The 26,659-nt window shown below is 67.6% G+C and carries 26 protein-coding genes and 1 tRNA gene; 15 read left to right on the plus strand and 12 right to left on the minus strand.

All coding sequences use genetic code 11. The features are described 5' to 3' along the window. Nucleotides 1-210 precede the first annotated feature (210 nt). On the minus strand, nt 211-1,869 hold the full coding sequence (locus tag BM417_RS17980; protein WP_093594982.1) for a BCCT family transporter: 1,659 nt from the start codon (nt 1,867-1,869) through the stop codon (nt 211-213). A gap of 59 nt (nt 1,870-1,928) precedes the next feature. On the opposite strand from BM417_RS17980, the gene BM417_RS17985 reads away from it, so the two are divergent. The 4 genes from BM417_RS17985 (at nt 1,929) to BM417_RS18000 (ending at nt 4,772) form a co-directional block, all read left to right on the plus strand. After that, complete coding sequence (locus BM417_RS17985) at nt 1,929-2,444, plus strand: hypothetical protein (protein WP_143138695.1); 516 nt, start codon at nt 1,929-1,931, stop codon at nt 2,442-2,444. A 71-nt stretch (nt 2,445-2,515) separates the two neighbouring features. Continuing rightward, complete coding sequence (locus tag BM417_RS17990) at nt 2,516-3,229, plus strand: YcnI family copper-binding membrane protein (RefSeq protein ID WP_245821980.1); 714 nt, start codon at nt 2,516-2,518, stop codon at nt 3,227-3,229. Beyond that, entirely contained in the window at nt 3,226-3,756 is a 531-nt protein-coding gene (locus BM417_RS17995) for a copper resistance CopC family protein (protein ID WP_093594991.1), read from the plus strand. The genes BM417_RS17990 and BM417_RS17995 overlap by 4 nt, the downstream gene beginning before the upstream one ends. Further along, on the plus strand, nt 3,753-4,772 hold the full coding sequence (locus BM417_RS18000) for a copper resistance D family protein (protein WP_093594994.1): 1,020 nt from the start codon (nt 3,753-3,755) through the stop codon (nt 4,770-4,772). Before BM417_RS17995 ends, BM417_RS18000 begins: the two co-directional genes overlap by 4 nt. Here BM417_RS18000 and BM417_RS18005 read toward each other — a convergent pair. Continuing rightward, nucleotides 4,765-5,592 (minus strand): LysR family transcriptional regulator, encoded by an 828-nt coding sequence (locus tag BM417_RS18005; protein ID WP_093594997.1) that lies wholly within the window; start codon nt 5,590-5,592, stop codon nt 4,765-4,767. The genes BM417_RS18000 and BM417_RS18005 overlap by 8 nt on opposite strands. A gap of 87 nt (nt 5,593-5,679) precedes the next feature. On the opposite strand from BM417_RS18005, the gene BM417_RS18010 reads away from it, so the two are divergent. Further along, complete coding sequence (locus BM417_RS18010; protein WP_093596163.1) at nt 5,680-6,390, plus strand: SDR family oxidoreductase; 711 nt, start codon at nt 5,680-5,682, stop codon at nt 6,388-6,390. An 86-nt stretch (nt 6,391-6,476) separates the two neighbouring features. On the opposite strand, the gene BM417_RS18015 is transcribed toward BM417_RS18010, so the two are convergent. Both BM417_RS18015 and BM417_RS18020 read right to left on the minus strand, forming a co-directional pair. Continuing rightward, a complete protein-coding gene (locus BM417_RS18015; protein WP_093596166.1) occupies nt 6,477-6,758 on the minus strand; it encodes a hypothetical protein in 282 nt (93 codons plus the stop codon). Between the two features lie 153 nt (nt 6,759-6,911). Then, the gene (locus BM417_RS18020; RefSeq protein WP_093595000.1) at nt 6,912-8,294 is read right to left on the minus strand and encodes a helix-turn-helix transcriptional regulator; all 1,383 of its coding nucleotides are present in this window, start codon (nt 8,292-8,294) and stop codon (nt 6,912-6,914) included. A 191-nt stretch (nt 8,295-8,485) separates the two neighbouring features. Here BM417_RS18020 and BM417_RS18025 point away from each other — a divergent pair, with 191 nt between their 5' ends. Continuing rightward, nucleotides 8,486-8,776, plus strand: coding sequence for a hypothetical protein (locus BM417_RS18025; protein WP_093595003.1), 291 nt, complete (start codon nt 8,486-8,488; stop codon nt 8,774-8,776). 13 nt (nt 8,777-8,789) lie between these two features. Then, the gene (locus BM417_RS49215) at nt 8,790-9,149 is read left to right on the plus strand and encodes a hypothetical protein (protein WP_030480258.1); all 360 of its coding nucleotides are present in this window, start codon (nt 8,790-8,792) and stop codon (nt 9,147-9,149) included. Between the two features lie 246 nt (nt 9,150-9,395). Here BM417_RS49215 and BM417_RS18035 read toward each other — a convergent pair whose 3' ends face one another. The 3 genes from BM417_RS18035 to BM417_RS18045 are packed head-to-tail and all read right to left on the minus strand — an operon-like array spanning nt 9,396 to nt 12,623. After that, complete coding sequence (locus BM417_RS18035; protein WP_093595006.1) at nt 9,396-10,175, minus strand: SDR family NAD(P)-dependent oxidoreductase; 780 nt, start codon at nt 10,173-10,175, stop codon at nt 9,396-9,398. Then, the gene (locus BM417_RS18040) at nt 10,175-11,335 is read right to left on the minus strand and encodes an MFS transporter (protein WP_093596169.1); all 1,161 of its coding nucleotides are present in this window, start codon (nt 11,333-11,335) and stop codon (nt 10,175-10,177) included. Before BM417_RS18040 ends, BM417_RS18035 begins: the two co-directional genes overlap by 1 nt. A gap of 40 nt (nt 11,336-11,375) precedes the next feature. Further along, the gene (locus tag BM417_RS18045; RefSeq protein ID WP_093595009.1) at nt 11,376-12,623 is read right to left on the minus strand and encodes a GH1 family beta-glucosidase; all 1,248 of its coding nucleotides are present in this window, start codon (nt 12,621-12,623) and stop codon (nt 11,376-11,378) included. 82 nt (nt 12,624-12,705) lie between these two features. Here BM417_RS18045 and BM417_RS18050 point away from each other — a divergent pair, with 82 nt between their 5' ends. Then, the gene (locus BM417_RS18050) at nt 12,706-13,350 is read left to right on the plus strand and encodes a TetR family transcriptional regulator (RefSeq protein WP_093595012.1); all 645 of its coding nucleotides are present in this window, start codon (nt 12,706-12,708) and stop codon (nt 13,348-13,350) included. Here the strand turns inward: BM417_RS18050 and BM417_RS18055 are convergent. After that, nucleotides 13,347-14,528 (minus strand): amino acid deaminase/aldolase, encoded by a 1,182-nt coding sequence (locus BM417_RS18055; protein ID WP_093595015.1) that lies wholly within the window; start codon nt 14,526-14,528, stop codon nt 13,347-13,349. The two genes, BM417_RS18050 and BM417_RS18055, sit on opposite strands and share 4 nt — an antisense overlap. A gap of 86 nt (nt 14,529-14,614) precedes the next feature. On the opposite strand from BM417_RS18055, the gene BM417_RS18060 reads away from it, so the two are divergent. After that, nucleotides 14,615-15,892 (plus strand): D-arabinono-1,4-lactone oxidase, encoded by a 1,278-nt coding sequence (locus BM417_RS18060; protein ID WP_245821982.1) that lies wholly within the window; start codon nt 14,615-14,617, stop codon nt 15,890-15,892. A 368-nt stretch (nt 15,893-16,260) separates the two neighbouring features. Here BM417_RS18060 and BM417_RS18065 read toward each other — a convergent pair whose 3' ends face one another. The 4 genes from BM417_RS18065 to BM417_RS18080 form a co-directional block, all read right to left on the minus strand. Beyond that, a complete protein-coding gene (locus BM417_RS18065; protein WP_093595021.1) occupies nt 16,261-16,917 on the minus strand; it encodes an NAD(P)H-binding protein in 657 nt (218 codons plus the stop codon). 46 nt (nt 16,918-16,963) lie between these two features. After that, nucleotides 16,964-17,581, minus strand: coding sequence for a hypothetical protein (locus tag BM417_RS18070; RefSeq protein ID WP_089928501.1), 618 nt, complete (start codon nt 17,579-17,581; stop codon nt 16,964-16,966). A 316-nt stretch (nt 17,582-17,897) separates the two neighbouring features. Beyond that, nucleotides 17,898-18,710 carry an NADP-dependent oxidoreductase gene (locus tag BM417_RS18075; RefSeq protein ID WP_143138696.1) on the minus strand — a complete coding sequence of 271 codons (813 nt, stop codon included), beginning with the start codon at nt 18,708-18,710 and terminating at the stop codon, nt 17,898-17,900. A 90-nt stretch (nt 18,711-18,800) separates the two neighbouring features. Next, a tRNA-Leu gene (locus tag BM417_RS18080) sits at nt 18,801-18,883 on the minus strand. 117 nt (nt 18,884-19,000) lie between these two features. On the opposite strand from BM417_RS18080, the gene BM417_RS18085 reads away from it, so the two are divergent. From BM417_RS18085 to BM417_RS18110, 6 genes are read left to right on the plus strand one after another with little or no spacing between them, the layout of a single operon-like run. Further along, nucleotides 19,001-20,263: a DUF3662 and FHA domain-containing protein gene (locus BM417_RS18085; protein WP_093595027.1), complete on the plus strand. Its 1,263-nt coding sequence runs from the start codon at nt 19,001-19,003 to the stop codon at nt 20,261-20,263. A 51-nt stretch (nt 20,264-20,314) separates the two neighbouring features. Next, nucleotides 20,315-20,776 carry an FHA domain-containing protein FhaB/FipA gene (locus BM417_RS18090; protein ID WP_030465595.1) on the plus strand — a complete coding sequence of 154 codons (462 nt, stop codon included), beginning with the start codon at nt 20,315-20,317 and terminating at the stop codon, nt 20,774-20,776. Further along, complete coding sequence (locus BM417_RS18095; protein WP_093595030.1) at nt 20,773-22,206, plus strand: PP2C family protein-serine/threonine phosphatase; 1,434 nt, start codon at nt 20,773-20,775, stop codon at nt 22,204-22,206. Before BM417_RS18090 ends, BM417_RS18095 begins: the two co-directional genes overlap by 4 nt. A gap of 3 nt (nt 22,207-22,209) precedes the next feature. Continuing rightward, nucleotides 22,210-23,682, plus strand: coding sequence for an FtsW/RodA/SpoVE family cell cycle protein (locus BM417_RS18100; RefSeq protein WP_093595033.1), 1,473 nt, complete (start codon nt 22,210-22,212; stop codon nt 23,680-23,682). Then, nucleotides 23,679-25,151 carry a peptidoglycan D,D-transpeptidase FtsI family protein gene (locus BM417_RS18105; RefSeq protein WP_093595036.1) on the plus strand — a complete coding sequence of 491 codons (1,473 nt, stop codon included), beginning with the start codon at nt 23,679-23,681 and terminating at the stop codon, nt 25,149-25,151. Before BM417_RS18100 ends, BM417_RS18105 begins: the two co-directional genes overlap by 4 nt. Continuing rightward, nucleotides 25,151-26,656 (plus strand): serine/threonine-protein kinase, encoded by a 1,506-nt coding sequence (locus BM417_RS18110; protein ID WP_093595039.1) that lies wholly within the window; start codon nt 25,151-25,153, stop codon nt 26,654-26,656. Before BM417_RS18105 ends, BM417_RS18110 begins: the two co-directional genes overlap by 1 nt. Nucleotides 26,657-26,659: the final 3 nt, after the last annotated feature.

Here is a 26,659-nt window from a genome sequence, read left to right on the forward strand (position 1 = left end):
CATGGCGGAAGCGTCCTGCGCAGCAACGGAAGCCCCGTGACCCGCAGAACTCGTGGCCCTGCGGAAGGTGTGGGCGATCATGGATGCCCCGGCCGGTAGACGCCGGCGGTTGACCGGACCCGGCTCAACCCCGCGGCGATCCGCCGCGAGATCCACACCTATCGACGTCCTCGCCACCGAAGCGACCAGGAAATACTTCCCGGTCAAGCCCTACCGAGGCCTCTCCGTCGCGGGCATTTCCCCTGAGGCAACGAAGCCACCTACGCGGGCATCTTGACGTGAGGCAGCGGGCTGCCGTTCGGCGATCTGTGGATAACTGTCAGCAACTTCTTCCATCACCTCGGCGACCCGTTCCTCGCGCCTGATCATCGGGTCGGAGCGCAGGTCCTTGGCCAGCGAGACGCAGAGCCCGATCATCACGACCATGAACGGCAGCGCCGCGATGATCGTCAGGTTCTGCAGCCCTGTCAGGGCATCGGACCCGCCGACCAGCAGCATCACGGCCGCGACGGCACCGGTCACCACGCCCCAGAAGATCACCACGGGCTTGGTCGGCCGGATGGTGCCCTCCTGGGAGAGCGTTCCCATCACGATCGACGCGGCGTCTGCTCCGGACACGAAGAAGATCGCCACCAGGAGCATCACGATCACGCCGGCGACGGCGGCCAGCGGGAACTGGTCCAGCAGCGAGAACAACTGCGATTCCGGAGTGGACTGACCGGCGAGGTCGACGCCGTTGCGCTGCTCGAAGATGGCCGTGCCGCCCAGGATCGCGAACCACACCAGCGACACCGCGGACGGCACCAGGATCACGCCGGCGACGAACTGCTTGATCGTGCGGCCACGCGAGATCCGCGCGATGAACATGCCGACGAACGGCGTCCACGAGATCCACCACGCCCAGTAGAAGATCGTCCAGCCGGACAGCCAGGTTTCGGTCGCGTCGCCACCGGAGGCGGCGGTGCGGCCGGCCATGGTCGCGAGCTCGCGGAAGTAGTCGCCGAGGGCCGTGGGCAGCAGGTTCAGGATGAACACGGTCGGGCCCACGACGAACAGGAACAGCGCCAGCACCACGGCCAGCACCATGTTGATGTTCGACAGCCACTGGATGCCCTTGGCGACGCCCGAGACGGCGGACGCGACGAACGCCACGGTCAGGATCGCGATGATCGCTACCAGCACGCCCTTGCCGACGTCGCCGGCCCACCCGGCCGCCTCCAGCCCGCTCCCGATCTGCAGGGCACCGAGACCGAGGGAGGCGGCCGAGCCGAACAGGGTCGCGAAGATCGCCATGACGTCGATCGCGCGGCCCCAGCCAGAAGCGGCGCGCTTGCCCAGCAGCGGCGCGAAGGCCGAGCTGATCAGCGAGGATCGGCCCCTGCGGAAGCTGCTGTATGCGATCGCGATGCCGACGATGGCGTAGATCGCCCACGGGTGCAGCGTCCAGTGGAACAGGGTGGTCGCCATCGCGGTCTCCAACGGATCTCCGTCGGAGCCGGGCGGCGGCTTCACGAAGTGCGTCAGCGGCTCGTTGACGCCGTAGAACATCAGCCCGATGCCCATGCCCGCGCTGAACATCATCGCGACCCAGGACACGGTCTTGAACTCGGGTTTCTCGTCGTCCTGACCGAGCGGGATCTTGCCGTAACGGCTGAACGCGAGCCACAACGCGAAGACCACGAACCCGGTGGCGGAGAGCACGAAGGCCCATCCCAGATGCTGGATGATCCAGCCGAGCGCCGCTTTCGACGCGGACGCCAAACTCTCGGTACCGACGATTCCCCAGGTCACGAACGCAAGCGTGAGACCTGCGGCAACGCCGAACACAACCCGGTCGGTACGGCCCGGCTTGTCGCATTGAACGGTCATGCGGCCCTAGATACCCACTCATAGACCGGGGCAAACTCCTCCGATTACCCTCAACTCTCGTGAGCACCCGGACGAGTGAGTTGCGCACCCTTCGCGGTGCCGCACTCGCGCTGACGTCTGCCGCGCTCACGATCACCGCCCACGGGCTGGGCGGCGGCGAGGTCTCCGAGTTCATCCACGCGTTGCCGTTGGTGGTGCTGATCGCGTTCGCGGCGGCATCGCTGGCCGACAAGCGCACCGGAAGGCTCTCGGTCATCGCCGGGCTCGGCACGGCCCAGCTCGCCCAGCACCTGCTGCTGACCTGGGTCAACCACGAGCACACCAACACGCTGACCGGGCAGATGTTCGTGGCGCACCTCATGGCCGCCACGCTGACCGGGCTGTTGCTGTTCCACGCCGAGAACGCCCTGTTCAGGCTGTTCGCCGCCGTCACCCGCCTGATCCCCCGCAGGCTCACGCCGCTGCCGGTCACCACGCCGATGCGGACGTTCCCCAGCACGCCGTACCTCCAGAACGCGCACCACCTGGAGCTGTCGCGTGCGAACGGGCGGCGCGGCCCGCCTTGTGACTCCTGATCATCCGTATCCCTCTGCAGACCCCCTTTGGCATCAGGAGCCACAACTTCATGTCTACAAATCGATTTGGCGTGCGCACGCTCGCCGTTCTCGCCGTGGCCGGCTTCGCCGTGCTCGGCACCCCGACCATCGCATCGGCGCACGTCAGCGCCCAGCCGGCCGAGTTCACCCAGGGCGGCCGCGCCACCTTCGCGTTCCGCGTCCCGAACGAGCGGGACAACGCCGGCACCACCAAGATCGAGGTGACGCTGCCGCAGGACACCCCGCTCACGTCGGTGCGCACCAAGCCGCTGGCCGGCTGGAAGGCCGAGGTCGTCAAGGGCAAGCTCGACAAGCCCGTGACGATCGCCGGCAAGGAGGTCACCGAGGCGTTCAAGACGATCACCTGGACCGCCGAGCCCGGTGTGAAGATCAACGTCAACGAGTACCAGGAGTTCTTCGTCGCCATCGGCACCCTGCCGGAGGGCAAGGACAAGCTGGAGCTTCCGACCAAGCAGACGTACGAGAACGGCGAGGTCGTGGACTGGGCCCAGGCCGCCGGTGCGGACGGCAAGGAGCCGGAGCACCCGGCCCCCGCGCTGAAGCTCGCCCCGAAGGCGGCCGGTGACGACGGCCACGGTGGCCACGGCACGACCCCGGCCGCGAACAGCACCGACACGCACGAGGCGTCCGTCGCCGGTTCCGACAAGACCGCTCGCTACCTCGGTGGCGCCGGTCTGGCCGTCGGTGCGCTCGGCCTCGGCTTCGGTGTCGGCGCGATCCTCCGCTCGCGGCGCAAGGCATGAAGCGCGCTCTGATCGCGTTCCTGTTCGCTGGTGCGGCCGTGCTCGCCACGGCCGCCCCCGCGGCGGCGCACAACGCGTTGATCAGCAGTGACCCGAAGGACAAGACCTCGCTGGAGGTCGGTCCCTCGACCATCACGCTGACGTTCGACCAGGACGTGCAGGGCGGCCAGGGCATCAACACGATCTCGGTCGTCGACGCGAACGGCGGCCACTACGAGGTCGCGGGCGACCCGACGATCAAGGACACCGCGGTGTCCGCGAAGGTCAACGCCCTGGGCAAGGCCGGCGAGTACAAGATCGGCTACCGCATCCTGTCCGCGGACGGGCACCCCGTCTCCGGTGAGCTGACGTTCACGCTCACCAAGGACGGCGCGGGCACGCCCACCACGCCGGCGAACGCCAACGCCTCGACCGGCGACTCGGGTTCGAGCGACGGCCTGCCCATCTGGGTGTGGATCGTCGGCGCCGTGGTGCTGCTCGGCGGTGGCGTGTTCTTCGCCCTGCGTGGCGGAGGCGCGAAGGCATGAGTGACGTCCGGACCGCCGCCCCCACCCACTACCGCGTGCTCGCCGGACTCGTGTTCGGCGCACTCGGAGGCATCGCGCTCGGCCTCGTGCTGGCACCACCCGTCGTGGTCGCCGGGGTCGTCGACGCCGGGGCGGCGGTCCGGTACGGCCTGCCGGTCACACGGGTGCTGCTCGACATCTCGGCGACGATCGTCGTCGGGCTGTCGATCCTGCCGAAGCTGCTCGGCTTCGACCGGCCCACTCACACCGAACCGGTGATGCGGATCGCCCGGCCGGCCGCGGTGATCGCCGCCGCCGTCTGGGTGGTCGCGGCCCTGCTGGCGATCGTCCTGCAGGCTGCCGAACTGCGGCCGGGCAGCGACGTCAGCATCGGCAACGCCGTCGAGTACATCGCGAACGTGGGCGCCGGGAAGGGCCTGCTGTTCAGCGCTTCCTGCGCGTTCGTCTACCTGATCGTCGGCGTGATGGCCGTGCGCAGCGGCGAGTCCGTGCCCGCTGAGCTGCGGATTCTCATCTCGATGTTCGGACTGCTGCCGATCCCGGTGACCGGGCACGCCTCCAACTGGAAGTACCACGACTACTCGATGGTCTCCATGGAGCTGCACGTGCTGGGCGCCGCCGCGTGGACCGGCGGGCTCGGCGCGTTGATGGCGCTGGTCGCCTACCGCAAGGGACTGCTGGCGATCGCGCTGCCGAAGTTCTCGAAGATCGCGACGGTCAGCCTGATCGTCGTCGCGGTCACGGGCCTGTTCAACGGGTTGCTGGAGCTGATCCTCAACCCCGTCGTGCCGTTCCCGCAGTCGCTGTTCACGACCGGCTACGGCCTGTTGTTCCTGGGCAAGGCCGTGTGCGCGGGACTGATCGCGGTGCTCGGCGCGCACATCCGGTGGCGGTTGCTGCCGAAGATCTCCCAGCACAAGGTCACCGCGATCGTGCAGTGGGCGATCCTGGAGGTGACCATCATGGGCGTCGCGTTCGGGCTCGCCGTGATCCTGAGCCGCGCTCCGGTCAGCTGAACCCCGTCGCAACCCGCACCAGGGCGGCGACCGCACGCGACCTGCTGTGCGGTGGCCACGCGATCACCGTCGTCACCTTCGGCGCGTCCATCACCGGTACCGCGGCCAGGCATTCGAGCAGGCCGGTGCGGACGACTTCCGGCATGACCGCGACCGCACGACCGAGCGAGATCATCTGGAACAGCTGCGTCAGGTTGTGCACTTCCACGCCGGGGCCGGGAAGGTAGCTGCCGTCGGGCTCCGGCCAGCGCACGAGTTCCGGCAGGTCGATGACGTCGGCCATCCGCAGCTGCCCGGCGCCGGCCAGCGGGTGCGAGGTCGCGAGGATCGCGAACTGGCTCTCGGTGTGCAGGGGCTCGACGTCGAGTCCGGCGGTCGAGTCGTACGGCTCGTGCAGGATCGCCACGTCCGCCCGGCCGTCGAGCAGCGGTTTCCGGGTGTGCGTCTCGCACAACAGCAGGTCGACGGCGACCGCACCGGGTTCGGCGGCGTAGGCGTCGAGCAGCTTCGCCAGAAGCTCGCTGGAACCACCTGCCTTGGCAGCCAGCACCAGCGAAGGCCTTTCGACGTTGCGGGTGCGCCTCTCCGCGGCGGCCACCGCCCCGAGGATCGCCCTGCCTTCGGCCAGCAGCACCGCGCCCGCGTCGGTGAGCGAGACCTTGCGACTGGTGCGGGTCAGCAACGCGACGCCGAGCCGTTGTTCGAGCTGGGCGATCGTCCGCGACAACGGCGGCTGGGCGATGCCGAGACGGTCGGCGGCGCGGCCGAAGTGCAGTTCTTCCGCCACCGCGACGAAGTACCGGAGCTCTCTGGTCTCCACCCGGCCACCGTATCGATATCCGCCGGGTATCGGTGCCAGACCGAAGTGATGTTGGTTCTGACGACGCCGCCGACCACGATCAAGTGCATGAGCGAACAGACGATCGCGCTGGTCACCGGCGCGAACAAGGGCATCGGCTACGAAATCGCGGCTGGCCTCGGGATGACTGTCGGAGTCGGCGCGAGAGATGCCAGGCGTGGCGAGGAGGCAGTGGCGAAACTGCGCGCGAACGGCGTCGACGCGTTCGCCGTGCCGCTGGACGTGACCGACGACGAGAGCGTCCAGGCAGCGGCAGCACTGTTCGAGGAACGGTTCGGCCGCCTCGACGTGCTGGTCAACAACGCGGCGATCGCCGGAGCATGGCCTGCGGCGCCGTCCGCCGCCACACCGGAAAGCCTGCGGGAGGTGCTGGAGACCAACGTGATCGGCGTCGTCCGGGTCACCAACGCGATGCTGCCGCTGCTGGCCCGTTCCACACGGCCGCGGATCGTCAACCAGTCGAGCCACCTGGCGTCACTGACGCTGCAGACCACACCGGAAGTGGAGTTCGGCGAGGTCAACGGCACCTACACGCCGTCGAAGGCGTTTCTGAACGCGCTGACCGTCCAGTACGCGAAGGAGCTCCCGAACATCAAGATCAATGCCGCCTGCCCCGGTTACGTGGCGACCGACCTCAACGGCTTCCAGGGCACCAGTACTCCCGCGGATGGCGCGAGGGCCGCTATCAGGCTGGCCACCCTGCCCGACGACGGTCCGACCGGCGGCCTGTTCGACGACGCCGGGACCGTGCCCTGGTGAGGGGCAATGTTCAACGTGAAACATCCACAACTTCGACCGGACTCGGCGAGTGGTCCGATCGGCGCGACGAGCTGCGCACGAACGGACTAGTCGGTGATCAGTCGAGCCGAAGATTCTTCGCGCATGCGCGCCAGCCGGTTCATCGTCCGCTGACCGCGGCGGTCCAGCTCACGGCTGTCGATCCAGCCGTTGGCGTAGTAGCGGTAGTCCTGAGCCAGCGCCACGAGCTCGGCGAGGTAGTCGGCGGATCGTCGCCGTCGCTCCTCGTCAAAGCCCGCCAGCAGCGGTAGCTGGGTGTCCACCACCTCGTCGAGCAACTGCGCGGACCGCAGCGCTCTCCTGGAACGCCACCTCCGAGTAAGGCTCACGCGCCGCACCTCGTCCTTCGCCCCGACCTGCCGCACCTTAGGCGTGGATTTCTCGCCCGTCGATGCTGCATTCGTGTGCGAAGGTCCTGGCGTTACCGGTTCGTGTCCCACGCCATCCGATCGTGGTGCTATAGGACCCAAACGAGATTGCTGCTAGGCGGCGCTGTCAGCCCCGGTGAAACGTGCGACGCGCTCGGCCAGCTCACGGGCCTCGGGGTTGTTGCGGCGCTTCTCGGCCTCCTGGCGAAGCGGCTCCATGCGCTGCTTCGTGCGCACCGACTTCAGGCCTTCGGACAGGTCAACGGCCTGGCCACCGACCTTGGCGCCGTGGTCGACGTCGCCCTGGATGAGGTGGTTGATCGACATCGAGGTGAGGTTGAAGGACCGGCTCCGAGCCATGTCGTCGCCGAAGCTGTTGATCGCCTTCGAGAGGTAGGGGATCGCGGTGCGGGCGTACTTGGCGTCCACGGACTGGGCCAGCTCGGTGTGCACCGTGCCGATCATCGACGAGAGGTCGATCTCGTTGAAGAACCGCGCCCAGGCGGGTGCTTCGACGACGTCCGCGCGGGAGAACTCGTCACGCGCGCAGCCGAGCAGCTTGAGCGCCTGCTCGTCGGAACCCATCTTCGCGTAGGCCCAGGCCTCGTTCGCGCACAGGATGCCCACCGCCAGCTCGGAACCGGAGTTCTGCGCGGCCAGCTGACCCAGCTGGAACACCTTCAGCGCGTCGTCCGGGGCGTTCTGGTGCAAGTACACGCGACCCATGCGGTACAGGATGTTCGCCATCAGCGCCTCGTTCTCGCCCTGCTTGGCGAGGTCGAGCGCCTGACCGAAGTGGTTGCGGGCCGAGTCCATCAGGCCCGTGTCGAACGACGTCCAGCCGGCGAGGTTGTGCAGGTCTGCCAGGGCGACGAAGAGCCGCTGGCGAACGATGTCCGTGGAGCTCGCGCCGAGCATCTGCTGTCCCCAGGACAGCTGGGCGACCACGGCGTCACGACAGGAGCCGCCGCCGTACTGGTAGTCGAGGGCACGCAGAGCACGGGTGGCCGCTTCGACCTGCCGCACGTCCGTCATGCCGATGCGTCCCGGAGCCGGAGTCTGTGTGGGGTGTGAAACCCACGACCCGGAGTCCGCTCCGAACACGGCCGCGCCCACTGTCACGGCGGCGGCGTGCGCGAGGAACTTCCGACGCTTCACCGACTCTTCCTCCTCAGGATGGGGTGAGTCCGCAGCTGCGGCCACCCTTACTGCCGTTGTCTCGTCATAGGCGAGACCCATGTATCCACGTGGGACACCCAAGCCAATGGCGATCCTCGTCAGGACGTCGTACGCCATCACCTGGCGTCCCTTGAGAATCTCCGAGACTTCGGACTGCGACTGCCCAGTGAGCGCCGCGATCTGGCGCTGGGACACGCCGTGCCTTCGGAGCAGCCGGTAGACCGAGCTGATCTCTCGTCGGGCAAGTGCGTCCCGCATCTCCTGGTGGTCCCACACCTCGGTGGGGATCGGAGAGCCCTGGGAACTCATGGTGTTCATCGCGCACCCTCACAGTCCGTTGGGCGTCATCGGCAGACTAGGGGCAGGTCCCCGAGCCCGAGAAGTCCTCTTCGGCGGAGCTGATCGGCTCTACCGAACACCGCTTACCGCTCACCGTAAGACTTCCACCGGTGGGCGCTGTGACGTCCCGTTCCGGCATGAATCATCGCAATCTAGATTCCGGTAAGCGAGTGAGCACGGAGAGGAACGACCTAATAGTGGACAGCTCCTCCTCAGGCTCCACCTCCATTGTGGAGACGGGTGACACCGACTCCACATGGCGCGGCATGACCGGGCAACGTCGGACGTGGCAGATCAGCTGCGGCGACGTGGTCGACCGGGACCGCCAGCTCACCGTGAAGGTCGTTCAGGGCCAAGTGGTCCTGGTAGGCCCTCCCGGGGAGACGGCAGTCTTGTCCCACGACCAGCTCGTACAGCTCAGGGCTGCGCTACGCGAAGCCGCCGACCAGGCGGAAAGGTGACGGTGACGTTTCGATGGACGCGATCCTCGGACAGGTTCTTCGCAACGCTGTGTGGGAACGCCTCGACCTGCTCACAGAGCTGGCGAGCCGCGCTGACGCCCCGTCCCTCCTGTCGGTGGCTCGATCCGAGCTCCCTCGGCTGACCGAGGGATGGCGTGCTCTGCTGGCAGCGCACGAGCCGGACGAGAAGGGCAACTGCCCCGAATGTTCCGGCCGTTGGCGCCAGCAGAAGTCACCTTGCTCGGTGTGGCGCGCCGCGTACGAACACCTGGTTGCGGGCGGACTCGCCCCGCGCCCGGCTCGCCATCTGCGCGAGGCCCCGGTGACTCCTCCTGTCACCCGGTCCCGCCGCGCGGTGGCTCGAGCCCACTAACGGGCGTTTGCGACTGACCTGGCGTCCCCCCGACACGACCAGGTCTGCAAACCGCCTACTGACCGGTGGCCCGCGATGTGCGAACCCCCGACCGCTACATCGCGGGCCCCGGTCAGCTTTACAACTCCACAGATTCCCGCGGGCCGGTGACGTGCACCTTCCCTCCCCGACCGTCGTCGGTCCGCGGTCACCAACCACGGCCCTTGTCTGCACCTCCCGCGCAGGCAAGGGCCGTTTTCACGTCTTCTAGCGGTGCGTACCCGTCTTCCAGGTCAGGTACGAGGTCAGGCCGGGGAACAGCCGGCCGGAGAGCTCGAACGCCTTGAGCTGCCACGGGAACAGGTGCTCGGCACGTTCCTTCTCCACCGCGTCCACGATCGCCTTCGCGCACTCCTGAGGCGTGACCGTCGGGATCATCCGGGCGATCGCCGGAATCCGTTCCTCGGCGCCGGGGTTGTTGTTGAAGTACTCGCTGGAAACCTTGCCCGGCACCACTTCGCTGATCCCGACGCCGGTTCCGCGCAGGTCAAGGCGCAGCGACGCGGTCAGTCCGCGCAGCGCCCACCGCGACGACTGGTAACCGGCACAGCCGGGAATCGGCAGGCGGGACACCGGCGAGTTCACGTTGACGATCCAGCCGGAACCCCTGGAACGCATGGCGCCCAGGTACTCCCTGGTCAGCAGCAACGTGGCCATGTACGGCACGGCGGTCATGGTGACCAGCTCGTCCGCCGACGTGTCGTCGAGGAAGAGCCAGCGCCCGACGCCCGCGTTGTTGACCAGCACATCCGGCGCGGGAACCTCTTCCGCGAGTGCGCGAATCTGCCCGGCGTCCGCCAGATCGGCCGGATGAGCGGTCGCCGAGCCGCCGAACTCCGTGATCCGTTTGACCTGTAGATCGAGCAGTTCGGCGCTACGGGCCACCAGGTGGACGTGCGCGCCGTGAGCGGCGAACCGAAATGCCGCCTCCGCGCCGATTCCCTGGGACGCCCCCGTGACCAGAACCTTCTTGCCCGACAGCTGCATCAGACCACCGATCGCACTCGACTCATCAACACCGCGGCCAGCGTCGTCGCCAGCGCGGACACCGCGAACAGACCGCGGTAACCGCCAAGGTTGGCGAGGATCAACGCGGTCAGCAAGGGGGCGATGACCTGCGGCAACGCGTTGGCCACGTTGAGCACGCCCAGGTCCTTGGCCCGGTCGGACGCGGCCGGCAGCACCTGGGTGAGCAGCGCGATCGCGACGGCCCAGTACGTGCCGAAGCCGACGCCGAGCAGCGGGGAGGCGATCAGAACGGCGGTCCAGGTTGGCCAGATCACCAGGATCAACGCCGCCAGCGCCATCACGGCCGCGGCGCCGTAGACATACGGCTTGCGGCGGCCAGAACGATCACTCCGTGCGCCGAACAGCACTGCTCCTGCGGCGAGCGCCACCCCGTAGAGCGCCATGAGCACCAGCAGACCGTCCTCGGGCGACTCGTGGTGGACCACGTCGCCGAGGAAGTAGAGGAGGTAGAGGGTGCCGAACGCGTTGCCGAGGTTGATCATCAGGTGCCCGCCCCACGCCCACGCGAAGTCGGGGTGCTGCTTCGGCGAGATCCAGAACGTCGGCCGCACCGGCTTCACGACGAGCTGTGTGTCGGGCGTGCGCAGGACGAAGAAGATGGCGCCGGCCAGCACGATGACCGCGCACGCCAGGTAGCCGGCCTGAAGTCCGCTGACCAGCAGCGTGACCACGACCGCGCCCAGCACGGTGCCGAGCATCTGGCTGATCCCGATGAGCCCGCCGACCTGGGCCCGTTGCTCGACCGGCACCCGGTCGGGCACGGCCGAGGTCAGCGCGGCGAGCATTCCGCCGATGCCCGCCTGCACCAGGCACCAGCCGATGGTCATGACGACCACCGACGGTGCGTTGGCCAGCACGGCGAGACCGACGGCGCCGACGACAGCTCCGGCCAGCGTCCACGGGTGGCGGCGGCCGAACCGCGAGGTCGTGCGGTCGGACAGGAACCCGATCAACGGCACGACCAGCAGCGACACCAGGCCGCCGAAGCCGGTGACGATGCCGAACACCAGCTCCTTGTTCGCCTTGTTGAGCAGTTCGGCCTGCTGCGGCAGCAGAACCTGGATCGGCGCGTAGACCGCCAGCCACAACCCGAGGTTCGCGCAGAACAACCAGGCCATCCAGCCGCGGCGAACCCGCACCACCGGCTCAGCGAGGGCTTCACTCACCGCTGATCACCTTTCTGTACCAGTGGAACGAGTCGCGCGGCGTGCGTCGCTGCGTCTCGTAGTCGACCTGGACGAGGCCGAACCGCTGCGAATATCCGGCTTCCCACTCGAAGTTGTCGAGCAGTGACCACACGAAGTACCCGGCGACGTCGGCTGCCTGCGCTGCCTTGAGGTGTCCGTCGAGGTAGGAGATCCGGTCGGCGTCCGCGAGCTCGTCGGGGAAGCTGCAGCCGCTCTCGGTCACGTGCACCGGCGGCAGGCCGGGGTGCCGCTCGCGCAGTGCGTTGATCATCTCGGTCAGCCCGGACGGCACGATCGGCCAGCCGAAACCGGTGAGCGGGTACTCGTCGATCTCCGCCAGTTCGAACGGCAGCGGATTGCCCTCGGACGGCGACTTCAGCCGCGTCGGGTTGTAGTAGTTCACGCCGTAGAAGTCGAGCGGCTGGTGGATCGTGGCCAGGTCACCATCGGCGATAGGCAGAAGCTCGGCGACTGCGTCGGGATATCGGCCCGACAGCATGGGGTCCGCGTAGATCCAGTTGTGGATTTCGCTGTACGCCTCGGCGGCTGCTACGTCATTCGGCCCAACCGGCCAGGCGGGCGTGTGGTTGTTCGCTGTGCCAACCGCTTGCGCGTTGTGCGAACGGAGCACTTCGACCGCACGGCCGTGGGCGAGGTTCAGGTGGTGGGCGGTGGGCAACGCGTCGAAGAGCAACGTCTTGCCGGGAGCGTGCTCACCGATCGCGTAACCCTGCAACGTCACCATCGCGGGCTCGTTGATCGGGATCCACATCTTCACGCGGTCGGCGAGCCGGTCCGCGACCAGCGCCGTGTAGTCGGCGAACCGGTCGGCGATGTCCCGGTTCAGCCACCCGCCCTCCGCTTCCAGCTCCAAGGGCGTGTCCCAGTGGTACAACGTCACCACGGGGGCAATGCCGACGTCGACGAGCGCGTCGACCAGACGGTCGTAGAAGTCGAGGCCCTCGGCGTTGACAGGTCCCTTGCCGGACGGCTGGATGCGCGGCCACGCGATCGAGAACCGATACGCGTTCACGCCGAGCTGCGTCATGAGCGCAACGTCCTCACGCCACCGGTTGTAGTGGTCGCACGCAACGGAAGCGTCCTGGTTCTCGTGTACTGGAGAGAACTCGTCCCACACGGAGGGGCCACGGCCGCCGGCGGTGAACGCGCCCTCGATCTGGAACGCGGACGTCGACACTCCCCAAAGGAAGTCGCTCATCGATCCTCCAAATGTGAAACTTGTTCGGATCGTAGGCGTGTTGGCAGGTTCAGGGAAGTGAAAGAGCCGCGCAACAGGCAAGATGGAAGTACCCGAACTACTGGGAGTCGCCGTGACGAGCACCACCCCGCTTCGCCGTCAGCCCGTCCAGCAGCGCAGCGCCAAGAGAGTCGAGCGCATGCTCGAGGCGTGCGCGACTCTCATCGACGAGGTGGGCTACGACGGCGTCACCACGACGTTGATCGCGGAGAGAGCGGGCGTGGCGGTCGGTTCGCTCTACCAGTTCTTCCCCGACAAGAGAGCCGTCGTGCAGGCACTGACGCTGCGCAACGTCGACAAGTTCTCCCAGGGCATCACCGAACGGCTCGAGCAGGCGACACTCGAGCACTGGTGGGACGCCGTGGACACCGTGTTCGACGTCTACGTGACGATGCACCGCGAGATCCCCGCGTTCGGGAAACTGCACTTCGGTGACGTCGTGGACATGCGCCTGCTCGACGACCGCCGCGACAACAACGCCGTCATCTCCGACAAGATCTCGGAGCTGATCTCGGGCAAGTTCAGCATCCCGTTCGGCGAGGTCGGCCTGCCGATCGCGATCGCCGTCGAGGCCGCCGACGCCGTGATGAAGATGGCGTTCCGCAAGAACCCGACAGGCGATCAGGCGATCCTGACCGAAGCGAGGGCCTTGGTCAGGGGTTACCTGTCGTCACGACTGCCCGCCTAGCCGAAGTTGCGGCGCTCGCCGCGGTACGTGGGCACGGTGCGCTCGATGCGATCACCGTGCACCAGGTGCACCTCGTCGAACCGCTCGAACAGCTCGCCGGCCTTGGCGTGCCGCATCCAGACGCGGTCGCCGATCTTCAACTGCTCCGCCGCCTTGCCGGTGACCGGCGTCTGCACCTCGCCCGCGCCTTCGAGGCTGAGCGTCTTCAGCCCGGACGGCAGGTATGGCGACGGCTGACGGTCGGGCGTCGGCGTCCCGGACGCGATGTAGCCGCCGGCGAAGAGCGTGGCGACCCGTTTGGTCGGCTTGCGCACCACCGACAACGCGAAGAGCGCGGCGGGTTCCGGCTTGAACCCCTGGTAGCCGTCGAACAACGTAGGCCCGAAAAGTCCAGACCCGGCCGCGAGCTCGGTGACGGACGGGTCGGACCCGGTCAGCTCCAGGCTGCCGGTGCCACCACCGTTGACGAACTCCAGGTCGGCGACCTGCCGGACCGCGGTGACCACGGCCGTGCGGCGCTGGACCAGCTCGGGCCCGGACTTGGACTGGATGAACCGGATCCCGAGCGCCCGCAGCGGCTGACCGGGCGGGTTGTCGCCCAGCCCGGCGATCTGCCCCTCGTACGCCATGACACCGACCAGCTTGAAGCCGGTGCGTTGGGTGATCTTGGCGGCCAGGGCCTTCGCCTGCTGCGGCGTGTGGATCGACGACCGGCGCGGACCGATGTGCACGCCCGGCAACGGCCGCCACGACACGTCCAGTTCCAAACAGACCCGGATGTCGGCGTGCGGCCCGATCGCCGCGTCCACGAAGTCGAGGTGCTCGGTGGAGTCGACCATGATCGTGACGCGCTGACGTGCGGTTTCGTTGGCCGCGAGCTTCTGCAACGACGCCCGGTCAGCCGTCGGGTACGCCACGAGCAGGTCCTCGCTGACGTTCTGCTCCGACAACCACAGCGCCTCGGCCAGCGAGTAGCACATGACCCCGGCGTACCCAGGCCGTTCGAGCGCCCGGCTCACCAGCTCGCGCACCCGAATCGACTTGCTCGCCACCCGGATCGGATGACCGGCAGCGCGACGGGCGAGGTCCGCCGCGTTGTGGTCGAAGGCATCCAGGTCGACGATCGCGAACGGAGGATCCAAATCCTTCGTCGCGGCATCGAGTCGAGTTCTGCGCATGCCCTGACGGTACGTCCTGAACCCTTGAAACGTGAAGAGCTTTCACTTACGTTACTCGCAGGTCACACTCTCTCGTGGAGGTTCGCGTGTGGACGAACTGGGCTAAAACGGCTTCGTGCGCGGCGCGCGTAGTCCACCCGTCCAGCACGGATGAGATCGCCACAACGATCCTCTCCGCCTCCCGAGTACGCGCGCGAGGCAGCGGCCACTCGTTCAACGACATCGCCGTCGCCCCAGAAGTAGCGCTTGACCTGGACCGATGGACGGGAATCGTACGCGCGGACACGGAAACGGGCCTGGTAACCGTCCGCTCCGGCACACCTCTCTGGGCCTTCAACGCCGACCTGCACCGCCTGGGCCTCGCGATGCCGAACCTGGGCGACATCGACGCCCAGACAGTCGCCGGCGCCGTCTCCACCTCAACCCACGGCACCGGCGGCAAACTGGGCGTCCTGGCCACCGCGATCGTGGAACTGGAACTGGTCCTGGCCGACGGCCAGGTGGTGACCTGCAACCGCACCGAACGCCCAGACCTCTTCAACGCAGCCAGAGTGGGCCTCGGCGCCCTGGGCGTCATCAGCACCCTGACCCTCCAGTGCGTCCCGTCATTCGTACTGCAGGCCTCAGAATCCCCAGGCCGCCTGGACGCCGTCCTGGAACAGTTCGACGACCTCTGCGCAGTCGAAGACCACGTCGAGTTCCACTGGTTCACCCACTCCGACCGCGTGATCCTCAAGCGCAACAACAGGATCACCGAACCGGCCCGCCCACTGTCGAAGCTGAGGCAGACGTGGGAGTACGAGGTCATGGAGAACGCGGCGTTCGGCGCGGTCACCAAGGTGGCCAAGACCTTCCCGCGCTACACCAAGCGCCTCAACGAACTCTGCGGCTCACTGATCTCCGAACGGTCCTATTCGGACTACTCGCACAACGTCTTCGTGACCCCAAGGCGAGTCCGCTTCGTGGAGACCGAGTTCTCCATCCCCCGCGAAACCCTGATGGACGTAATCGGCGAACTCCGCGCCGTGGCGAACAAACTGGGCGAGCGCGACCACCTGATCGTCCCCTGCGAAGTACGCATCGCCCAGGCCGACGACATCTGGCTCTCAACGGCAAGCGGCCGAGACACCGCCTACATCTCGATGCACCAGGCACTAGGCATGCAGTACAAGGCTTTCTTCGACGCGTACGCAAGCATCGCGGCATCGGTAGGCGGCCGCCCACACTGGGGCAAGATGCACGACCTCACCGCAACGGAACTCCGCCCGCTGTACCCACACTTCGACGACTTCCTACGGGTACGCAACGAGGTAGACCCGAACCGAACCTTCACCAACGCATACCTGGACCGCGTACTCGGCTAGTCGCCAGCCCACCCGCGAAGCCGAAGGCGAGCCGTCCTTACCGCGCGGTCAGGGCGGTGGGGTCCCGTCACGAGTCGCGCCATAGCTCTTGCTGCATGCAAGGAGGGGTGTCAAGCGGACACGCTTTTCGTCCGCTTGACACCCCTCCTTGCATGTGGCCCGCTCTTGGTGCGGCTCGTGACGGGACCCCACCGCCAACGCAACCCTCAAAGCAACGCGCAGCCGCCCAACGCAACAGGCGTGCCATCAACCCGCCCACGGCGCCACCCCCCGATCAGATTGCCGGGGGTCTGGGGGCAGAGCCCCCAGAGGAAGCACGCAAGGCAACCCGCCGCAAGCAACCGGGGAACGCTGCGAAAGCAGCGCCATCAAAGAACAGCCCGAACAGCCTCAGCAACCGGCGTCTCCCCGTTCACCAGCTCGATCGTCTTGCCGATCGTGTTGGGAGCGTCAAGCAACTCCGCCAACACAGCGGCAACATCAGCACGGGTAACAGAAGCCCGAGGCAACCGAGGCGCAGCCAAGGTGACCAGCCCAGTAGGCGCATCATCCACCAACGGCCCAGGCCGCAAGATCGTCCAATCCAGATCCCGAGCCTTCAAATCATCCTCAGCCAACTTCTTGGCCTTGAGATAAACCGCGAACTCCGGATCCACAGAAGGCGAGTCAGCAGACTCGATCCCGACGGTAGAAACCTGGACAAACCGCCGCACCCCCGCCTCGACGCAAGCAGAGGCAAAGAGCGCAGCGGCCCCGTAGTCCACGGTGTCCTTGCGGGCGGCACCAGATCCGGCACCAGCTCCAGCGGCGAACACAGCCGCGTCAGCACCGTTCAAATACGCGGCGACCGAGTCCAGATCAGCGGACTCCAGGTCGCACAACACCGGAACGGCTCCGGCTTCCTGCACGTCACCAAAATGATCGGGGTTCCGGACCAGCGCGGTGGCGGCGTCTCCACGGGTGGCCAGCTGCTGCTCGAGAAGCAGCGCGATCTGCCCGTGTCCGCCGGCTATCACTACTCGCATGGTTCTGACCGTAGATCAGTGAGCGGCGACCAGCACGACGCGTGGATCAGGACGCGGTGGCGAGCACCTGCTCGTAGACCAGTTCGTTGACCCAGCGGGTGATGGCGGTGTCCTCGGCGGGCGCGTTCTCCTGGCGGCCGGACACGTCGACCGAGAGGTCCTTCTCGTCGTCGGCCAGCAGGACGGAGACGCCGTAGCGGCGGACGCGCGGCAGGCAGTTCGCGAGGTAGTCGTGCGAGAAGGCGACCGACTCGGGGAGGACGACCGCGGCGTTGCCGTAGCGGGCGAAGGGGACGGCGGAGGCCAGCGCGGTGCGCCAGTGGCGGGCGACGGCCAGGACGCCGACGATGCGCACGGCGGCCGGCGGGACGCGGCCTTCCATCTCCGGCCACACCCACGTGGAGACGGTGGTCTTGTCGGCCTCAGGGCCCGCACCCACGCACACGCGCTCGGCGTGGGCATCGGCCAGGAGTTCGGCCACGACGACGACCTTGCGGCCCATCAGGACCATTTCGGGGAGAACCACGCCGTGCCAGCCGAGGCGGATCGCCGCAGCGGCTGCCAACTCCTCGACGGACGCGGGCAGTTCCGGAACCGGGACCGGGGTGGTCGACAGACCGTTCGAGCTGTCGAGTGCCGCGATCCTTGCTGGGGTGCTGCTCACGCCAGTGCCTCCTCGTCACCCGCGGCGGGAGATCCGCCGCGTTTCGACTCGTGCTCTGGATAAAGAATTAGCAGTAAGCGCGCGGCCCGCCCCCAGGCCACAGGACCCCCTGCGATCGACGGCGCCGACCGGTCGGTGACCGGTCGAGGAGTGGTGAGGGGAGTTCGGTCCTACGGTGCTGCCGTCTGGGTGACGTTAATCCGTATGGACGCACCAAAAGACCTGCTCAGGGTGTGTGCGCCAGGCGTGGGGGCAAAAAGCCGGTCAGCGGTACCGGTCACCGTCCGTCGACCGTTCACCGCGCCAGAACGACCACCTACATGATGATCACGGTCTTGCCAGGCCCGTGACCTGCGAAAACATCGGCTGCCTCGCGCAACGGCACGCGCCGGGCGATCGGCACTTCCAGGTCCCCCGCCTGCACCATCGACGCCAGCCGCACCAACGTCTCCCGCGAGCCCTTCATGCCGAAGTTCTGCGCCTGATCAGCGGAGACGTAGTTGGTGTTGAAGGCCAGCGGCGCATAGCGCGCGTTCGCCTCGAACGACGAACGGTCGGCGCTGACGAGGTCGATCAGGGCGTCGGCCTCGACGAGGGTGTCGCCACGACCGATCGGGATGACCCTCTTGCCCGCCGCACGAGCGATCTGGACGGCGAACGACCCCACACCGCCGGAAGCACCGACGATCAGCACGGATTCCGCGGCCCCGAGCGACTCGACCAACTGCAATGCCGTCATTCCCGCCGTCGGCAATGCGGCGGCGACCGCGGGATCCATGTCGTCCGGCAACGGAGCCAACGCGTTCCCGGCCGGAACTGTGACGTACTCGGCGTATGTTCCGCCGCCGACGGGACGGTGGAAGAAGGTGCCGAAAATCCTCTCTCCGGAACCTGCAACCTCACCCGCACCATCAGTTCCGGGAACCAGCGGGAACTGATGAGGCGCGGAACTCCGCAGCATCCCGTTCACGACTTTGCGGTCGAACGGGTTCACGCTCGCCGCGAACAACCGCACCTTCAACTCGTTCGGGCCCGCCACCGGCTCCGGAACCTCGACCAGCTCGAGCTCCGCACCGAAATCCGCCGCCGCTATCGCCCACATGCCGACCCCCGAACGAGTGACAGACATCACCTGTTGGATCAAGGAATCCGATACTGCCGGTTCAACGAAAGAACCCCCCTCGCGATTCCGCGAGGGGGGTTCCAGCTGTCTTTTCTATGGGCAAGGGGGGAGTTGAACCCCCACGTCCTTTCGGACACACGGACCTGAACCGTGCGCGTCTGCCATTCCGCCACTTGCCCCTGGAGACGTTGGAAACACTAGCACGCGCCCAAACCAGGTTCCTAATCGCCCCCTGTAGGTGCGGTCGTACCCGGATACGATCGGTACAGGAGCCCGGCCGAGCGGAAGGAGTCGACATGGGCCTGCAACGCTTCGAGCGCAAGCTCGAAGGTCTCGTCGGCAACACCTTCGCGCGCGTGTTCGGCGGCAGCGTGGTGCCCCAAGAGGTGGCACAGGCACTGCAACGGGAGGGTGACAGCAACATCCGCGAACTCGCGGGTGGCAGACTGCTAGCCCCCAACCACTACAAGGTGCTCCTCGGACCTCAGGACCACGAACGTCTTGCGGGCGACGAGCAGGATGAACTACGCATCACACAGCTTCTCGCAGAGGGCCTGCGAGAGCACCTGGCCGAGTCCGGATGGGATACCTATGGTGACGTCGTAGTCTCCCTGGAGCGCTCCGAGGCGCTGCACACCGGACAGTTCCGAACCAGCTCGTCCGTCGACCCCGACGTGAAAGCGGCCAGCCGACGGTCAGCACCACCTCGCACCGCAGGAGACCGACCCATGAGCCAGCCACCCGGCTACGGACAAGGACAGGGCCAGCCCGGCCAGGACCCTTATGGTCAGGGCGGCTACGGCCAGCAGGGCTACGACCAGCAGCAGCAGGGCTATGACCAGCAGGGTTACGGCCAGCAGCAGGGTTATGGCCAGCAAGGACAAGATCAGGGCTACGGCCAGCAGGGCTATGGCCAGCAGCAGGGCTACGACCAGGGTTACGGCCAGCAGCAGGGCTATGGCCAGGACCAGGGTTACGGCCAGCAGCAGCAGGGCTACGACCAGGGTTACGCCGGCGGCCAGCAGCAGCAGGGCTACGGCCAGGACCAGGGCTATGGCCAGCAGCAGGGCTACGGCCAGCAGGGCTACGACCAGGGTTACGCCGGCGGCCAGCAGGGCGGCGGCTACGACCAGGGTTACGGCCAGCAGCCGGCCGGCGGTTATGACCAGGGTTACGGCCAGCAGCAGGGCTACGGCCAGCAGGGCGGCTACGACCAGGGCTACAACCAGGGCGGATACGCCCCGCCGGCCACCCAGGGCGCCAACCGTCAGCTCAACGCGACGTTGCACCTCGACGACGGTTCCAACCGCACGTACAACCTGAAGCAGGGTGGAAACGTCGTAGGACGTGGGCAGGAAGCCGACTTCCGCCTCCCGGACACCGGAGTCTCCAGGCGCCACCTGGAAATTTCGTGGGACGGGCAGAATGCGATGCTCGCTGATCTCGGTTCGACCAACGGCACCACGGTGAACGGCACGCCAGTGCAGACTTGGCAGCTCGCGGAGGGCGACGTCGTCCGCATCGGCCACTCGTCGCTGGTTTTCCGCACCGCGGGCTAGAGGTCGATACGGGCGTCGGTAAGCAACTCAAGGCAGGAGCGGTTACAACCGGTGCCAGAGCTGGTGATGCAGCTGACCAGAGCGGGCTTTCTCGTGCTCCTCTGGCTCTTTGTGCTGGCCGCCCTACGTGTGGTCCGCTCTGATCTCTACGCAGCCTCAGGGCTCCGGGCGTCAGGTCTGCCCGGTTTCCGGAGGTCCGAGAAGTCGGCGAGGGGAAGCAAGGCGCCGCGGCAACTCGTGGTCACCCACGGGGCGCTGACCGGCACCCGAATCTCACTCGACGGCAGGCCGATCCTGATCGGCCGTGCTGACGACTCCACTCTCGTGCTGGACGACGACTTCGCGTCGACCAGGCACGCGAGGCTGTCCATGCGCGGCACCGACTGGTACGTGGAGGATCTCGGCTCCACGAACGGCACCTACCTAGACCGAGCCAAGGTCACCGCACCCCTGCGCGTACCTCTCGGCACCCCGATCCGCATTGGCAAAACGGTGATCGAGCTGCGCTCATGACCTTGGTTCTTCGATACGCGGCCCGAAGCGACAGGGGCCTGGTTCGTTCCAACAACCAGGACTCCGTGTACGCGGGCCCCCGCCTGCTCGCAGTAGCCGACGGCATGGGTGGCCACGCCGCCGGTGAAGTCGCGAGCAAGGTGGTCATCGCCTCGCTGGCCCACGTCGACGACGACGAGCCTGGCGACGACCTCCTCGGCAAGCTGCGCGACGCGGTCGCGAGTGGCAACGGCGCCATCTCCGAGCTCGTGACGAGCGACCCGGACCTGGAGGGCATGGGCACCACGCTCACGGCCATCCTGTTCGCGGGCAACCGTCTCGGGCTCGTGCACATCGGCGACTCGCGCGCGTACCTCCTGAGGGAGGGCTCCTTCGCGCAGATCACGCACGACGACACGTTCGTCCAGTCGTTGATCGACGAGGGCCGGATCACCCCGGACGAGGCCGCCACGCACCCGCAACGCTCGTTGCTGCTGCGCGCCCTCACCGGGCACGACTTCGAGCCCAGCCTCACGGTGCGCGAAGCGCGTGCCGGCGACCGGTTCCTGCTCTGCTCGGACGGTCTGTCCGGTGTCGTGAGCCTGGAGACGCTCGACGAGGCGATCCGCATCCCGGACCCGCAGGCCTGCGCGGACCGGATGATCGAGCTCGCGCTCAAGGGCGGCGGTCCCGACAACGTCACGGTGATCGTGGCGGACGTCCAGGACGTCGCTTTCGGCGACGACTACCCGATCGTCGGCGGCGCGGCCGGTGACGGCAGCGAGGACCACACTCCTCCGCCGGACTCCGCGGCCTCGCGAGCGGCGACGATCACGCAGCAGCGCCCGCCCATGCCGCAGCGCATGGACGCGCCTCCCCCGCCTCCGCAGGACCCGAAGCGCAAGAAGCGCAGCGCCATCAAGGCGTTCGCGATCATCTTCGTGCTGCTCCTGCTGACCGCTGTGGTGGCCGTCGGCGGCAAGCTGTGGCTCAACACCCAGTACTACGTCGGCGCCACCGAGGACGGCCAGGTCGCGATCTTCCGCGGCCTCAGCGGCACCGTCATCGGCTTCAAGCTGTCGTCCAAGGTCGAGGACTCCTGCCCGCCCGGATCCACGGGCTGCACCCCGATCACGCTGAAGGACCTGCAGGAAGCCGGTCGCAAGACCATCACCGCGGGTATCCGCAGCGACAACGGCCTCGACGGCGCGCGCGCCGCGGTCCGGTTGCTGCGCACCGAGCACATGCTGCCGCTGTGCAAGGACACGTCGTCGACGTCGACCAGTACGACGCCCTCGACGACGCCGTCCACGCCGAGCAGCAGTGCGTCGAGCAGCGCGTCCAGCACGCCGCCCGCGAACGGTTCCCCGAACCCGGAGACCGGTTCCACCGAGCCTTCGCTCACCCCCTCCCAGCAAAAGCCGGGTGTGGAATGCCGGGAGGGTCCGTAGTTGATGGGCTCGCCCGTCCCCTCCGGGGAAGGTTCACCAGGTGCGTCGGCGGCGACCAACACGTCGCCAGGCCTGAAGGCGCCGACGCGACGCGGCACCGAACTGGTGATGCTGTCGTTCGCCGCCGGCCTCGTGACGCTGGCACTGATCCTGGTCGAACTGAACCAGGAGCGCTCGCTGAGCCTGAGGATCCTCTACCTCGGACTCGCGTACCTCGGACTCTTCGCTTGTGCCCACCTCGCCGTGCGCAGGTGGGCGCCGTACGCCGACCCGGCGATCCTGCCGTGCGTCGCGCTGCTCAACGGGCTCGGCCTGGTGGTCATCCACCGGATCGACCTGGCTCTTGAAGGCACCGTCTTCCCGGACGGCTCGACGTGGGACCCGGTGGCCTTCAAACAGGTCATCTGGACCGGCATCGGGTTGTTGCTGTTCGCGGCCACGCTGAAGTTCCTGCCCGACCACCGGATGCTCGCGCGGTTCGGCTACACGTTCGGCCTCGTCGGACTGGTCGCCCTGCTGCTTCCCGGTGTGCTGCCCGGTTTCATCGCGCCGACGATCAACGGCGCGAAGATCTGGCTGCGGGTCGGCCCGCTGTCGATCCAGCCGGGTGAGTTCGCGAAGATCCTGCTGATGGTCTTCTTCGCCGCCTTCCTGGTGTCGAAGCGGGACCTCTTCACCGTGGCGGGCCGCCGGTTCCTCGGCATGGACCTGCCCCGCGCCCGTGACCTGGGCCCGCTGTTCGCGGCCTGGGGCGTCACGGTCGCGGTCATGGTGCTGCAGAAGGACCTCGGCTCGTCGCTGCTGTTCTTCGGCATCGTGCTCGTGCTGCTCTACATCGCCACCGAACGCGCGGCGTGGGTCGTGCTCGGTCTCGGCATGTTCGCCGGCGGCGCGGTCGTCGCGTGGAAGCTCTTCACGCACGTCCAGCAGCGCGTGGCGAACTGGCAGGACCCGATCGCCCGCTACGACGTGGTCGGCGGCGGTTACCAGATCTCGCAGTCGCTGTTCGCTCTCGCGACCGGCGGCATCGGCGGCGCGGGTCTCGGCGCCGGCCGGCCGGAGATGATTCCCGAGGCGAACACCGACTTCATCACCGCCGTGATCGGCGAGGAGCTCGGGTTCGTCGGCTTCGCGGCGCTGCTGCTGGTCTACATGGTCTTCGCGTTGCGCGGCCTGCGCGGCGCCATCGCCGTGCGCGACAGCTTCGGCAAGCTGCTGGGCGGCGGTCTCGCGTTCGCGGTCTGCTTCCAGGTGTTCATCGTCGTCGGCGGTATCACCAAGCTGATCCCGATGACGGGCATCACCGCGCCGTTCCTGTCCTACGGCGGTTCTTCCCTTCTCGCGAACTACATCCTGGTCGCGTTGCTACTGCGAATTTCTGCGGCGGCCAGGGCCCCGCAGCGGATCGCGAAGCCGAAACCGCAACAACCGGCTATCGCCGACCAGCACACTGTGATGGTGGAGCGTCCCAAATGAACACACCGCTCCGCCGCGTCGGCATGGCCATGATGGTGATGATCCTGCTTCTGCTGGGCAACGCCACGTGGGTGCAGGTGATCAACGCCGATGAGTGGCGCAAGAACGCCTACAACCGCCGGGTGCTGCTCGACGAGTACGCCCGCAAGCGCGGGCTGATCACGGTCGCCGACGGCACGGTGATCGCGGACGTCAAGGAGACGAGCGACCGTCTCCGGTTCCTGCGCACCTACAACAACGGCCCGGTGTACGCGCCGGTGACGGGCTATCTGTCGGTCACCTACGGCACGTCCGGCATGGAGCGCGCCGAGAACGACCTCCTCAACGGCTCGGACGACAGGCTGTTCGCACGCCGCGTCTCCGCGTTGATCACCGGTCGTGACCCGGTCGGCGGCAACGTGCAGCTCACCCTGAACGCCAAGGTGCAGCAGACCGCGTACGACCAGCTGACGGCGAAGGGTTTCACCGGTTCGGTCGTCGCGATCAAGCCGGACACCGGCGAGATCCTCGCGATGGCGAGCACGCCGTCCTACGACCCGAACCTGCTCGCGAGCCACGACGTGAACGAGCAGGCGGCGGCGTGGAAGCAGCTCACCGCCAAGGACTCGAACGACCCGCTGGTCAACCGCGCGACGCAGGCCCTCTACCCGGCAGGCTCGACGCTGAAGGTCGTCGTCGCGGCGGCCGCGCTCGCCGATGGCAAGAACAAGGACACGCCGTACACCGCCAAGGGATCGATCACGCTGCCGGGCAGCCAGACGCCGCTGCCGAACTTCAACGGCACCCCGTGCGGCCCTGGCGAGACGGTGCCGATGGAGACGGCGCTCGCCAAGTCGTGCAACACGGCGTTCGGTGAGATGGCAGGTCAGCTCGGCGCGAACAAGCTGCGCCGGCAGGCCGAGAAGTTCGGCTTCAACGACCCCGACCTCGCGGTGCCGCTGGTCGTCGAGACCTCGACGCTCGGCTCGATCCCGGACGACGCGGCGCTCTACCAGACCGGCATCGGTCAGCGCGACGTGCAGATCACCCCGCTGGAGAACGCGGTGGTGGCGGCGACGATCGCGAACAACGGCAAGCGCATGCAGCCGTACCTGGTGTCGAAGATCCTCGGCCCGGACCTGAAGTCGATCGACGACACCGAGCCCGACCAGGTCGAGACCGCGATGAGCACGGCCAACGCCAACGCCCTGCGCGACATGATGATCCAGTCCGAGATCAACACCGGTGGCGAGGGCCGCCTGCAGAACGTGCAGGTGGCGTCGAAGACCGGTACCGCCGAGCACGGCACCGACGCGCTGAAGAACAACCCCCACGCCTGGTACATCGCGTTCGCGCCGGCCCAGAAGCCGGAGATCGCGATCGCGGTCATCGTCGAGGACGGTGGCGACCGCGGTCTGGGTGCCACCGGCGGCAAGGTCGCGGCCCCGATCGGGCGCGCCGTGATGAACGCGTACCTGGCAGGCCGCTGATGCTGACCAAGGGCCAGCTCCTCGCCGACCGCTACCGCCTGAGCAGGCGGATCGCGGTCGGTGGCATGGGCGAGGTCTGGGAAGCGGCGGACGACCGGCTCGACCGCCGCGTCGCGGTGAAGGTGCTCAAGGCGGAGCTCTCCGGAGACCCCGAGTTCCTGCACCGGTTCCGCGTCGAGGCGCGGATGACCGCGTCGCTCAACCACCCCGGCATCGCGTCGGTGCACGACTACGGCGAGACCGCGTCCGTCACCGACGGACCGGAGGACACGGCGTACCTGGTGATGGAGCTCGTCGAGGGCGAACCGCTCGCGACGATCATCTCCCGCGGCCGGTTGACCGCCGAGGTGACGCTGGACCTGCTGGAGCAGACCGGGAACGCGTTGCAGGCGGCCCACGAACGCGGGCTCGTGCACCGCGACGTGAAGCCCGGCAACATCATGGTCACGCCGTCGGGGAAGGTGAAGATCACCGACTTCGGCATCGCGAAGGCCGTGGACGCGGCACCCGTGACGCGGTCCGGCATGGTGATGGGCACGGCGCACTACATCGCTCCCGAGCAGGCACTTGGTGGTGAGGCCGAACCGGCGAGCGACGTTTACTCGTTGGCAGTGTGTGGCTACGAGTGCCTGGCCGGTCACCGGCCGTTTCTGTCGGACAACGCGGTGACCGTCGCGATGATGCACATCCGCGACATCGCGCCGCCGTTGCCGCCGGACGTTCCGCCTGGTGCGAGGGCGTTGATCGAGGCGACGCTGGTGAAGGACCCGCGGCAGCGCTACCGGACGGGTGGCGAGTTCGCCGCGGCCGTCAGCGCGGTGCGGGTGGGCCAGCCGCTGCCGACGCCGTCCGGGTTCACGATGCCGCCGGTGATTCCACAGCAGGTGGTGCACGCACCACAGCCACCACCGCAGGCGTCACAGCCGCTGCCGATTCCACCGCAGATGGCGCACCACCCGGGAGGACCGGGGCGTCCCGGCACCCATCCGACCATGCAACCGGCGCACCAGACGGGCATCCAGCCGGTGCACCAGACCGGAATGCAGCCGGTGCACCAAACAGGAACGTTCACTCCCATGCCGACACCACCGGGAAGAAACCGGACCGTCTGGGTTATGGTCGCTCTCCTGGTGGCAGTGCTGCTGATCCTTGGCGTGTTCCTCCTGTGGAAGTTCACCGTCAAGCAGAACGACAGCACCGGGCAAGGCGGCAGGCCGACGACGTCCAGTTCCGCAAGCTCGAACGCCCCGGCGAACGGTCAGGCGAAGCCCGACTCCGCCGATCGGATTCCGGGCAGTTCGCCGAAGCGGATCGACGAGGACGACTACATCGGCCGTTCCGGCGACGAGGTCAGCATCGAGCTGATCGATCAAGGCATGGAACCCAAGGTGCAGAGCGCGCAGGGCACGCCGCCGGGCGACTTGAAGAAGTGCCGGGTCACCGCCATCGCGCCCACGGGCGATGTGCCGGTCGGCTCGCAGGTGAAGGTGACGTGCGCGCCATGAGCA

The sequence above is a fragment of the Lentzea waywayandensis genome, assembly GCF_900115955.1.
Classification (GTDB): domain Bacteria; phylum Actinomycetota; class Actinomycetes; order Mycobacteriales; family Pseudonocardiaceae; genus Lentzea; species Lentzea waywayandensis.